This is a genomic window from Bifidobacterium sp. N5G01 (assembly GCF_002742425.1).
In the GTDB taxonomy this organism is placed as follows: Bacteria; Actinomycetota; Actinomycetes; order Actinomycetales; family Bifidobacteriaceae; genus Bifidobacterium; species Bifidobacterium hominis.
The window spans coordinates 618,138-631,252 of record NZ_NJNP01000001.1; the positions used below are offsets into that span (position 1 = coordinate 618,138).

Sequence of the window (13,115 nt, forward strand, 5' to 3'; positions counted from 1 at the left end):
GCCGCAAGCGACGCTTCAGACCACGTTCAGCAGCCCGCCGAACAGCACCACCGCGAGCGAAATGCTCTCAATTACGAAAAACAGCAAAAACGACGCCCAACTGCGCGTAAGCACATTGAATTTCGATTCCTTTTTGATGCAGACCAGCAGTCCAACCCACAGCACCGCGTAGACGGCGACACCGCATCCGGCCGCGATAATGCCAAGATTCGCGGCGTTGGCAAGCCCCGAGGAATCGCCATACATCACATAAGTGGCGTTCCAGAAGTTGAAGCTCAGCAGGCACATGCCGGCAACGAACTGCTCGGCGGCGAGTCCCACCACAAAAACCGTACCCCACAGCCATTTCTTCACATCGGCGACCATCAATCCCAAGCCGGTCATCGCCATGATGGTGACGGTCCACGAAATCAACGCAACACCCTTGGGATCAAGGAAACCGAGGTTGTCGACAATCCAAGCCGCATCCTTGACCGCGAGAAAACGTCCCCACCAGTAGGGCACGATCAGAGCCACCAGCACCAGCGCGATGAACAGCGCCCAGTGTGCCGGATGCGATTTACGACGCTCGATGTCGGCCAAGGAAAGATCAGACGCTTCAATGGACGCCGTCGGATGCTTGGAAACGTCGACCTGTTCGATCACGCCGTCGACGACTTCCGTCACCTTGTTGCCTTGCGTTTGTGCCATACCCGCTCCGTTGTATTGCGATTACCGCCTGCTGCGACCGTCACGCCGCTGTCACGACACGTCCAGCATACCCAGTCGTCGAAGCAATCGCACGGCAGGTATGCAAAAGGCGTGCCATTAAGCACGCCTTTCTTCTTCTCTAACGATTGTGTGGAGCGGATGACGGGAATCGAACCCGCGTAATCAGTTTGGAAGACTGAGGCTCTACCATTGAGCTACATCCGCGCACCGTCTATGCCGACCGAAGTCAACACGAAACGACTCGAGCTATTATACACATTCCCTCAACAATCGCAAGTCGAAATCGCAATAATTATTTTTCGACCACGCAAACCTGGTACGGTTCCAACGCGACCTCAGCGGGAAGCACGATGTCGCCATCCGAATCAAGACGTGCGATCTGACGCGCGGACGAGAAATTGAACAATCCGAGAACAGTGCGTCCTTCAACATGGCGCACCACCGCAAGAACCGCATCATTATGCGCGTCCCAAGTGGTGACCCACGCTTCGGGCGCGAAAGCGGGATCGTCGCGCATCTCACGAACGCTCTTCAATCCGTCCCACATCTGCTTCTGCAGGGTGCCAGTCTGCTTGCGCTTGGCCGCATTCTCCCAATTGAAGGGGCTGCGATGCAGATTACGCGAATCCTCGACGCGGTCAGGATCTTCCTTGTATTCCCAGCCGTTGAGCTGCACGATTTCGTCGCCGCAGCTCAACATGGGGAAGCCACGCAGGAACGACATGGCGGAATGCATCATCAAATCGCGTTTCATCGAAATGTCGAGCAACGGCTTGTCATGCGTGATCAGAGCGCGTTCCACACCGCACAGACTGGCCGTGGTGCCGCAGCTGCGCGCATCCTTCGACGCCTCGTCGTAGTTGTACAGCTCGCCCATGGCCCAGCTGCCAGGCACCGAGCCCTCGTAGAAGTGGTACAGGAATTCCTTGTGCTTGAGCGGGTCGATGCCGAGGCTCTCCTCCATCGGCTCGTCCAAGCCCCAGCCGATGTCGTCATGACAGCGCAGGTAGTTGACGAACCAGCAGTTCTCCGGCAGCGCATTCAGCTTGTCGAGCTGGTCTTTGAGTAGGCGCACGTCCCCACTGGCAAGCGCACTCCACAGATTCACCATGATCGACACGTTGTAGAGCATGTGGCATTCCGGCTTTTCCGGCGTACCGAAGTAGGCGGCGAGCTCCTTGGGGGCCATCACCACTTCGCCCTTCAGCACTACTGCCGGGCAGACGCATTCGAGCACGATGCGCAACATGCGTACGATGGTGTGCACCTGCGGCAGGTTACGGCAGTTGGTGCCGAGTTCCTTCCAGATGTAAGGCACCGCGTCGATGCGGAACACTTCGACGCCAAGGTTGGCGAGGCCGAGCACGCTGGAGAGCACCGACACGAGCACGTTCGGGTTGCGGTAGTTAAGATCCCACTGGAACGGGTAGAACGAGGTGAGCACCCACTTGTGCATCTGTTCGTTCCAGGTGAAGTTGCCGGGGGCAGTGGCCGGGAAGACTTCCGGCACCACGGCGTCGTACTGGTCGGGAATGGTGCGGTCGTCGTAGCAGTAGTAGTAATCCTGATATTTCGGATCGCCCGCTTGGGCCGCCTTAGCCCAACGATGGCTGGATGCGGTGTGGTTCATCACGAAGTCGAGGCACAGACTGATGCCGGCCGCACGCAGTTTTTTGGTGAGCGCCGCGAGGTCTTCATTCGTACCGAGCGACGGATCGACGGTGTCGAAATCTTCCACCGCATAACCGCCGTCGTTCTGCGGATGCGGCATTTTCAGCAGTGGCATAAGGTGCAGATACGTGAGCTTCTGCTCTTTCAGGTACGGCACCTTGCCTGCGAGTTTCTTTAGATCTCCGGCGAATAGGTCGGTATACATGGTCATGCCGAACATGTTGCCGCGCTTGTACCATTCCGGATCGGCGAGACGCTTGGTGTCGAGGCGTTTCAGATCGGCGGGGCGTGCCGCATGCGACGCCTTCATCAACTCGGTGAGGTTTTGGAAGGCTTCTTCGGCCTGTTCCCCATACAGATCCGTCAATAGTTCGCGCAGTTCTTCGCTGTTCTTCGCGATGCGCTCGTCAAACGCTTGGTCGGACTTGGAACGTGCCATTCCTCTACTCCTCTTCTCAGGGAACCTCGTTGTTATGAGTATTGGGTTTCACTGCTTTCATTGCTGCGATGCTGGCACAAGTGTAACGTGAATCAACGGTTTTATCAAACCGGTTCGAGGCGTTTTGACGACCAATGTCAATCGATTGACGAAATTACTGGTTATTGTGCGATTGCCCGCGATTGCGCAATCGCCATTCACGCTTCTATTGTCACCACCGCGGATGCAACAGCTCCGTCATGGCTGATGGAAATATGCATTTCGCACGATTGGCCATCCCCGTCAACCGGCAACCCCAACGATTGCCGCAACTTGCATCGCACCTCGGGTGAGAGCATGACGTGGGGCACGCCGTGGGAATCGTCAAGTATTTCGATGCGCGACCAAGGAAAATCGTCAAGCGTGTACGGATATGCAATGTCGCCATCTCCTTTCGCCCTACACGAAATCGCCTCGCACCACGCCTTGAGGAAGGCCTCCTTGCCCGCCCAGCGGGCCGCAAGATGCACCGCCTCGCCATCCCGCTTGACCCGCGCCCGTTGAGTGGTCTGCCATAGCTCGCGCGCGGAGAACAGGTTTCGCATGCGCGACCCAGGTTCGCCCAGTTGCTCGGCGAACGCAGGCACATCCACGACGTCATGCCCCAAACCCAGCATTTTCCAGCCTTTCGAAAGTTTTCAGGAAGAAACGAACCATGTCGACTTCCGCAAAACAGGCGGGTGACACTTCGCTTTCATGCAAGGATACCATCATACTTAAGCGCTTCATCCTCTGTCGTCCGCACTGTGCAGACATGGAACGGGAGTTGTGCAGACGGGCAGTAAGGTGATTCAAGAATATGAAAATCCCGTATCTGCCGCGAAATGCTGAGATTGCGACAGATACGGGATTGATAATCGTGCGCTGAGCGCCAGAAATTTCAGGCGCTCAGACGCGGGGATCAGGCTTCGAAGTAGCCGGAGGCGCTCAGACGCGCGTTAGGATCGAGCAGCATGGCCTTCTCCACTTCGTGCGCGTTGTAGCCGCGGCCATCTTCATGGAAGCGACGGTTGTCGATCGGCTCGTAGAGCGCGGCGCGTCCCATCATGCCTTCCTCAAGGCGACGCTGACCAGCGGCCAGACGCTCGTTGGCGCGATCACGCCATGCATTCAGTGCCTCGACGCCCGCGGTGTTGGCCACCGCAGCTTCAAATGCGCCCGGATTGACGATCGCAGCGAAGCCGGATACGTGACCGAAACCGAGCGACGTGGCCAGGCCTGCCTTAACGGAACCGACCTTCAGCGGCTCGCGCAGCCAGACCATGTGGTCGTCGCGCATGAGCTTCGGATCAACGCAGTCAAGGGCGGCATTGGCCGGGATCACACCGGACTTGAATAGCTGGGTCAGACCGTTGACCTGGAAGATGCAGGCACCGCCCTTGGCATGGCCGGTAAGCGTCTTCTGCGAGATCACGAACAGCGGGTTGCCGTCAGCACGGCCAATGGCGTGGGCCAACGTGTTGTGCAGTTCGGATTCGTTCGGATCGTTGGCGTTGGTAGACGTATCGTGCTTGGAAACCACGGCGATGTCGTCCGGAGTGACGCCGAGACGGGCCAGATCGCGCACCAGCTTGGAATCCTTGCCGCCCATGCCCGCTGCAAGCGCGCCCAAGCCCGGAGCCGGGATGGAAGTGTGCGCGCCGTCGGCGTAGGAGTGCACGAATCCGATCACGCCGGCAACCGGCAGGCCGAGCTTCAACGCGATATCGCCACGGGTCAGCAGAATGGTGCCGCCACCCTGGGATTCCACGAATCCGCCGCGACGACGGTCGTTCGCACGGGAGAAGAATCGCGCGTCGATGCCCTTGGCGTACATCTCCTCGGAGTTGGCGGTGGCGTTCATATTACCGAAGCCGATCACGGATTCGACGCCGATGTCGTCGATTGCGCCGGTGACCACGAAGTCGGCCTTGCCGAGCGCGATCTTGTCGGCGCCTTCCTCAAGGGAGACGGCGGCGGTGGCGCAGGCAGAAACCGGCTGGATCATGTTGCCGTAACCGCCGATGTAAGACTGCATCACGTGCGCCGCGACGACGTTCGGCAGGGCTTCCTGCAGGATGTCGGTCGGGATCTCGTGGTTGAGGAAGCGATCCAGGTAGAGCTTGCGCATAGAGGCCATGCCGCCGAAACCGGTACCCTGCGTGGAGGCGACCATCGACGGATGCACCGCTTCGAGGATTTCGGTCGGCGTGAAGCCTGCGGACAGGTAGGCATCAACCGTGGTGACGATGTTCCACAGGGCGATCTTGTCGACGTCGCCGACCATGGAAGCCGGAATGCCCCACTTGACCGGGTCGAAGCCCTTCGGGAACTGGCCGCCGACCGTGCGGGTCATTGCCGCGCGACGAGGCACGCGAATCATGGAGCCAGCATGGCGGGTGACGTTCCATTCACCGGATTCGGCATCGGCCGCGAAGCTGGTGTGGGCTTCGTCGAGCTTGACGTACTCTTCGGCGATCTCACGAGTCGGAACCGAGAAGGTCACATCGTGGTCAAGGAACACCTCGGCCTCTTCCTCGTCGGTGCCGTCCTTGTAGTCGTTGCCCATGCCTTCATCGAACGGACGCACACCGGAGCGGGCCACAACCTCGTCATGGTAGCGTTCCGCTATATCCTCCTCAGGCACGAGGTTGCCGTCAACGTCGTACCAGCCCGGCTTGGGACTGTCGTTCCACGCCAGCAAGCCCATGTTCCACGCCAGTTCGAGCACCGCGCCGGCAGACAGATCCACTTGGCCGTCGGAATGGATGCCGAGTTCGGCTTCGAAGCGGGTGCGGCCGGAGCCCCATGGGCCAAGTTCACCCACGGACACGATGACGATTTCGTCTTCCGGACGTGCGCTGACGTTCTGCCAATCGGCAAGATCGACCTTGGCCTGACGCGGAGCACGCGGGCTTGGCAGCGCCTTGATGAGCGTCTTGACCGCAGTATCGGATTCGTTGCCTGCGATTGCGTTCTTGGCATTCGCCGCTTCCGCCTGAGCCGCGTCTTCCATGGCTTCCGCACGCAGTGCCTTGATATCGATCGGCTCGTTACCGAGTCCGCCGGTCAGATCCACGTCGAGCGGAGCCTTGGCCGCTTCGATACGGGATTCGCGGGTGGAGAGGTTCAGCAGTTCAACCGCGATTTCGGCGGTGGAGTAAGTCTTCAGACCGTGACGTTCCACCACTTCGACCAGCGGATCATTGCCGCCCATCAGGCCGGTGCCACGCACCCAACCGATCTTCGGATGGGCGAAGGTCACACGGCTCGACCACACCTTTTCAGCACGAGCACGGTTCACAATCGCATCAAATGCGCTCTTCACCTCGCCGTAAGCACCATCTCCGCCGAAAATACCGCGGTTCGGAGAGCCCGGCAACACCACATGCAACTTATGCTGCACATCAGTGTCGGCACCGATCTTCGCAAGTCCGGCAATCGCACGCTCAACACCCCACAGCATGAGGCGAGCCTGAGATTCGAACAGCTCGCCGGAATCAGCGAGGCTGCCATGCACCGGCGGAGCCGCGAACGGGAAGAACAGGCTCGGCTCGTAAGCAGGCTTGAGAATCGTGGTGGTCGCACCGGAAGTCTTCTTCTGCACATTGCCAACCCAAGCGACCAACGCGTCCACGTCACGGTAACTCGAGAGGTTCGCAGGAACCAGCCACAGCTTGGCATCGCCCGCCGCATGCTCACGGTAGGTCTGCTTAGCCCACGCCTTCACGCTCGGCTTGAAGCTGTGCGAGGTGGCAACCACGGTGGCACCACCGGCAAGCAGGCCGTTGACCACCTGCGCTGCGATGGAATTCGGGGCAACACCCGTCACCACGGCGATATCTCCAGCGAAACGGCTGGTTTCCGCCGATTCGGAAGCGTTCTGAACGGCTTCGTCGGTAACACGCTTGAAAGCGGCCTTCAGATCCGCACTATCGCTCTTGTCCGCATACCAGGTGGCTTCGTCGGCAATGGTCTCACCAAGACCGATGAAGCTGCCGTTCAACGCGGATTCGTCGTTGTTATAGTAGGCGCGTGCCAGATCCTCACGTGCGGAAGCCCAACGATCGTCGAACAGAATGGCCTTGCGCTCGTCGAAACGAGGTTCGACCTGCTTCGGCCAGTCGGCGCCAAGTTCAGCTTCGACCGCGGCCACAACAGCGGCATTCTCGTCGGTTGCGTCTTCGGCAACCGGAGCGGCAACGCCCAGCTGGTTCAGCACGAACTTCGCGGTGGAGGCGAGCACGCCATCGGCGCCGGTCACCTTGGCCGCGAATGCGTCCAAAGCAGCGGAATCGACAACTGCGCCACCGGCGGCACCACCAGCGCTCGGCATGGCAACGGTGATGCCCTTATCGGCGGCAACCTTCTGCACGGCCGCATCGATCAGCGCATTGGCTGCGGCCGCATTGGAAGCCGCGTCAGTGCTCAGGGAGGCAAGATCTCCACCGCGGGAGCTTGCGCCTTCACGAGTTTCGAGCACGAGAGCAGCCACCACATGGCTGGCCCAGCCTTCGCCAAGCTGCCAAGTGTCGGTCACACGCTTAGTGATTTGGCCGAGCTTCACACCGGCGGCGCCGAACATGCCACGCACACGGTCGCGCACAATGTCAGACAGCACCGGACCGAACGCCTTGTAGTTCGGAGCGACCTTGTTGACCAGAGCGCTCAGTGCCTTGACCGTCGCCTCGGCAGCGCCATCCACGGAAGCCACACCCAGTTCGGAACTGATGTCCATAAGCAGCTGATTACGGCGAGAAGACACACCATTGGTCAGCGTATCGGTGGTATCGCTTTCACCGATCTGATCGGGGCGAACCTTAGCCGAGTAAGCCAGCAATGTGGCAATCGCATCGGATGCCTTGAATGGAATATCCGCGACAGCAGCGCCAGACGGAGCACCGGCGGGAGCTGCAGCAACCGGAACTTCCGCAACAGCAGCAGAAGCAGCTGCAGGAGCCGAGGCAACAGCCGGAGCAGCAGCCGCAGAAGAGGCAGAAGTCGCAACTGCAGAATCGTCAGCATCTTCTTCCGGAACCAGCGAATCGGAATCGGTCATGTATACGCGGCCTTCATCGCGACCAACGTTGTACACCGTCACATCGCGACCGGCAAACTGCGGCAGACGCAACGTCTTGGACCCCAGATTGGCGAGCGTCGGAGCATTGCCAAGACCAACCTCCACATACTCTTCCACACCAAGACCGCCCTGCTCGGCGGAACCGAACAGCAGAGCCTGCGTCTCGATCCAACGCACCGGAGAAGCGAACTGCCAAGACAGCAGTTCCGTAAGCAGCAAACGACCAAGCTTCTGATCATCAGCAGCATAGGAATCCCAAATCTGCGGATCATCCAAAGCGGCCTGAATGCGCTCGGACGGCACGACTTCGAGAATCTTGGCCGCGAATTCCTTCGTCATTTCGAACGGCGCCGCAACCAGGTTCGGAATATAGCGTCCGACCAGACGGCCACGGTAATCGATGGTCTGAGGCAGGAGTGCGTCGAGCTTGTCGCGGAATTCCGGCACACCCTTGCGCAGCAGCGTGGAATGGAACGGCACATCGATGCCCGGCACCAGCATGAACGCGGGCTTGCCGCCATATTCGGCCACACGGCGGGCGGAATCGGCCTTCAGCGCCTTTAGACCGGCGATGGTGCCTGCCACGGCATACTGCTGGCCCGCCAGGTTGTAGTTCACGATTTGCAGGAACTCGCCGGAAGCCTTCGACACGGATTCGACGTACTCGCGCACGCCGTCATCGCCCACACCGAACTGGTTCGGACGCAACGCACCCATACGGTAGTTGGAACGGCCCTTCTCATCGCGCGGAATGAGGTGATGCATGGTGGAGCCGCGGTGGAACACGAGTTCGATCACGGTTTCCAGCGGAATCACGTTGGCGAAGGAGCTCAGCGCGTTGTATTCGCCCAGCGAGTGGCCTGCGAAATAAGCGGGCCAAATGTCGGCGCCGGCTTCGCGCAGACGTGCGGTCTGGGCGAATGCCACGGTGGCGAGCGCCACCTGCGTGAACTGGGTCAGGTTGAGCAGGCCTTCCGGATGGCGGTAGGTCACGCCGTTGGCGGTCAGTTCCTTCGGATTGTCGCGTACGACGGCAAGGATCGAGAATCCAAGCTTCTCGCGGGTCACCTTGTCGGCGCGCTTCCACACGTCTCGTGCGGCCGGGGACTTGGCACGCTCGTCGAGCACCATACCCTGCTGCTGAATGCCCTGACCCGGGTATACGAACGCGGACTTCGGCGCACGCACGATGGCGGTGCCACGAGACACGATGTTGCCGTCGATACGGCTGGTCACTTCGAGCACCATGCCGGAGTGTGCCACGCGGCCGACTCGTTCGACGGAGATTTCCACTTCATCGTCAAGCTGCACCATGCCGTACATGTTGTAGGTCCAGCCTGCGATTTCGTAGTGCGCACCCTTGCCGTCAAGCGCCTGCACCGCGTATTGCGCGGTTGCGGAGAGCCACATGCCGTGCACGAGCGGTGCCGTAAGACCGGAGACGGCAGCGCCACGATGCGAAGTATGGATCGGGTTGAAATCGCCGGAAGTACGTGCGAAGGCGGTCATCTCGTGTGGAGCGGTCACCTTGACGCGGCGCAGCAGTCGGCGCGGAGTGCTTTCGATTTCGGCTTCGATTCCACCATAGTCGGGCGCTTCCGGCGGCAGCGCGTCGGAGTACGCGCGGCCGCGGATGGCGAAACGCTCGGTTTCGTTGGCAAGCAGCGTACCGTCCTGAGCGGTGTGCGTGACGTGGATGGTCACCACACGGCCGGAAGCGGATTCGAAGTAATCGTCGGCCCAGCTGGTGAGCTCGATGCGCTCGCCGGTGTGCTTCAGCAGCTCGTCCTCGCTCACCTCGAGTTCGATGAGGTGGTCGAGATGCACGGCGTTGAGCAGGCCTTCGATGACCGGGAAGCCGTTGACGTACACGGAGCCGAGGGCCGCGTAGATGGCGGGCCAAGCCGGTCCGACGAGCGCGTCCGGGGCGATGCGGGACGGCACAAGGTCGCTCGGCAGCGCGCCGCCGGTGGCGGCCTCATGGTCGAAACCGAGGTTGGCCGACAGCGTGTAGCTGGCATGCGCCTGGCCGAACGGGAAGGCGGTCTTGTCGGACACTTCCTCGATCTGCGGCATGGCGGTGAGCTTGTCGCCGGTGATGGCGGTGTTGCCGATGCCCGCGGTGTCGGCGAGCATGCGGTAGACGTGCTCCGGCAGACGGTCGCGGTCCACGACCGGGAACAGGCCGGATTCGTTGCCGTCGACGTTCAGCGGAATGACGATGTCGCGTACGGCGTGCTTGGAGGCGCCGCCGTCCGGATCGTTGTCCCAGAAGGTGTCGAGATGGATGTCGAGGTCGTACTTTTCGACGCTGCCTTCAACGGCCACCTTGCGGATCTCGTAGTTGGCGTCGCCGTTGGCGGTGCCGTACGCCGGGTTGGCCATGAGATGGCCCACCCACGAGATGTTCGGGGATTTGCGAATGAATTCTTCTGCGGAAGATGCCGCTCCGAGCTGTGCGAACGCAGTTTTGTCCGCGCTTGGCGATTCTGCGGAAACGCGCTTGACCATGGCCGCTTCGAAGCGTCCAAGAATGTCGGCTACAGGTTCGTCAACGGTGGTGATGCCCGCAACGGAGATCGGACCAGGAATAATGCGCACGGAATCGGCGGAGTAACGGGAGTCTTCGGACTGCCACAGCTGATCCTGGCCCCACCAACGCAGCAGGTCGTTGTCGATGACGGGCACGAACGGCATTGGCTTCGGGTATTCACGCACGAGCACCGGGAACCAGGCTTCATCCATCGGGGTGACGGTCAGTTCGTCGGCTTGCGGATAGGCTTCGGCAAGCTTGGCGATGGCCGCATGCGGATCGGCTTCCACATCGGCGCGGGATGCGAACAGCGATACGAATTCGCCGCTTTCCTGCGTGGTGACGCGGGCTTCAATACGCTGCAGCAAGTGCAGGAAGCGATCGGCGTAGGTTTCGTCGACCCACGGGAAGGCGAGATCGGCGAAACGCTGCGCCCATGCGAGATATGTCATGGCCTTCAGGTCGCCGAAATACGGCTTTGCGGTGGCGTTCAACGCTTCGATGATTTCCTCGCGGCGGCTTTCCAGCTCTTCCGGATGCTTCATCACGCGCACCAGCAGGCGTCCGCAACGTGCGGAAGAGTTTTCCAGCTCGTAGATGTCGGCATGCAGATGGCTCAGGCCGGAAGTGACGCCGCCCTTGGCTTGGCCGCTCGGCACCCACTGCTCGCCCAACGGAGCGAACGGATCGCCGTCGGCTCCCTTGGCGGGAATACCCGGAGTGTTGACAAGCATCTGCTTGACTTCAGGGCTGGTGTGCGCTTCCTTGGCGGTCATCACGGCAGTGCCAACGAGCACGCCATCCACTGGCATGAGCGGACGGCCGTACTCTGCGGACCATTCGCCGGTGATGTAGTCGGCGCCGCGTTCCGGCGTGCCGATACCGCCGCCGACCACAAGCACCAGATTGGTCTGTTCACGTACTTCGGCATAGGTGCTCAGCAGCAGATCGTCCAATGATTCCCACGAATGGTGGCCACCTGCGGAGCCGCCTTCAACTTCGATGAGCACCTTGACCGGAGCAACAGCCTTGGCGATGCGCACCACCTGGCGAATCTGGTCGACGGTGCCCGGCTTGAAGCTCACATACGGGAATCCGTCGGCGTTGAGATTGTGAATGAGTTCCACGGCCTCGTCAAGTTCCGGAATGCCCGCGGACACGACCACGCCGTCGATCGGGGTGCCGCTGGCACGCTTCTTCGGCACGATGCGCTGGGATCCGAACTGCAGGTTCCACAGGTAGCGGTCCATGAACATTGCGTTGAACTCAACGGTACGGCCTTCTTCAAGCTCTTCTTCCAGCTTGGCGACATGACGGTCGAACACGCTGGCGGTCACCTGGCCGCCGCCTGCGAGTTCTGCCCAGTAGCCGGCGTTGGCGGCCGCTGCCACGATTTCCGGTTCCACGGTGGTCGGGGTCATGCCGGCGAGCAGTACCGGAGCCTTGCCGGTCAGTTCGGTGAATGCGGTACGCACCTTGTCTCCGGCGGAAGTGTGGATGATGCTTGGTGCGAAGCGGGTCCAGTTCTGGGTGCGCTCAGGCAGGGTTTCCAACGTGGAGAGCGTGCCACGATCGGCCACGGTGGAGGCTTCCACCACGCCAACACCAGTGCCTTGGGCAACGGTGGAGAACAGCTTGCCGACGGTGGTTCCCGGACCGAAATCCAGCACCCACAGGGCGCTTGGATCGGTGGATTTCATGAGCGCGCGCACGCGGGCGGCCCAATCCACATGGTTGAGCAGCACTTCGGCAGCAAGCTCGTGAGCGTGGTCGACGTTGATTCCGCAGGATTCCGCCCATGAAACAGCCTGTGAAACAGCCTCGGCCATAAGCGGGCTGTGGAACGGCAGGGTTACGTCAAGGTATTCGAGCACCGGTTCGAACACGCGACCGCCACGCACCTTCTCTTCGCGCAGCTTGGCTTGGTGCTTGTGTTCCTTGGCCACTTCCACGCCGAACGCGGCCAGGTCCTCCGGGTAGCCGGAGAGCACATAATGCGTGGCGGAATTGGTGACGGCCACTGCGATCGGGCCGCGAGCGCCGGAAACACGCTCGATCAGCGCGTCCACCTGCGCGCGGGTGATGTCTTTGACCGACAGCATCGGCGTGGCTTCGCCGTGACGTGCGGCAAGACCAAGCTGACGTGCCTGACGGGTGCCGGCAACACCGATCAGCGTGGCAATCGCAAGAATTTCATCGATTTGTGCGGAAGCCGCCTCAATGGAACCTGCTTCGACAATCGCCTGCACCATGTGCACGGCGAGCACGCCTTGGGAGTGGCCGAGCACGGCCACCGGCTTGGCAACGGCGGGATTGTAGCCGAGAGAAGTAGCGTCGAGCAACGCACCCAACTGGGCGAGCGCAATGCCAGGGACGCTGGCGGAAGCCGCTGCGGCAGCGCCGAGTCGCGCCGGATTCGGTTCGAATCCGAACAGGTCGACCGGGCGGCCGGTGGTGGCGAGCAGGTCGGCTGCCACCGGGTACAGCAGCGCCTGGGCTGCGTCGACATGGGCGTGCAGCGCTTCGTTGAGCACCGGATTGGCGCTTTGGTCGGTGAGCGCCACCGGCCATGGGGTGGATTGTCCGGCGAAGGCGAGCGCGTGCGGCTCACCGTTCAGTCGATCAAGAAAAAAGGTGTTCATGATGTTCCTTACTTGTTTCAA

Annotated in this window: 3 protein-coding genes, 1 tRNA gene and 2 pseudogenes; all 6 read right to left on the reverse strand. The window is 61.0% G+C overall.

The window, feature by feature from the left end; genetic code table 11:
* Positions 1-15: 15 nt before the first annotated feature.
* Positions 16-690, reverse strand: a complete 675-nt coding sequence (locus tag CE168_RS02735; RefSeq protein WP_099571003.1) for a hypothetical protein — start codon at positions 688-690, stop codon at positions 16-18.
* A gap of 151 nt (positions 691-841) precedes the next feature.
* Positions 842-915, reverse strand: a tRNA-Gly gene (locus CE168_RS02740).
* Positions 916-1,003: 88 nt separating this feature from the next.
* The gene (locus CE168_RS02745; protein WP_099571004.1) at positions 1,004-2,821 is read right to left on the reverse strand and encodes an alpha-amylase family protein; all 1,818 of its coding nucleotides are present in this window, start codon (positions 2,819-2,821) and stop codon (positions 1,004-1,006) included.
* A 197-nt stretch (positions 2,822-3,018) separates the two neighbouring features.
* Positions 3,019-3,477 carry a holo-ACP synthase gene (locus tag CE168_RS02750; protein WP_099571005.1) on the reverse strand — a complete coding sequence of 153 codons (459 nt, stop codon included), beginning with the start codon at positions 3,475-3,477 and terminating at the stop codon, positions 3,019-3,021.
* Positions 3,478-3,761: 284 nt separating this feature from the next.
* A pseudogene (locus tag CE168_RS09295) lies at positions 3,762-5,774 on the reverse strand (beta-ketoacyl synthase N-terminal-like domain-containing protein); the annotation flags it as partial.
* A 72-nt stretch (positions 5,775-5,846) separates the two neighbouring features.
* Positions 5,847-13,094 (reverse strand): annotated as a pseudogene (locus CE168_RS02755) (fatty acid synthase subunit beta domain-containing protein); the annotation flags it as partial.
* Positions 13,095-13,115 lie beyond the last annotated feature (21 nt).

Coding starts and splice junctions, on each gene's coding strand:
- CE168_RS02735 (WP_099571003.1), bottom strand. CDS start 690: ATGGCACAAACGCAAGGCAACAAGGTGACGGAAGTCGTCGACGGCGTG.
- CE168_RS02745 (WP_099571004.1), bottom strand. CDS start 2,821: ATGGCACGTTCCAAGTCCGACCAAGCGTTTGACGAGCGCATCGCGAAG.
- CE168_RS02750 (WP_099571005.1), bottom strand. CDS start 3,477: ATGCTGGGTTTGGGGCATGACGTCGTGGATGTGCCTGCGTTCGCCGAG.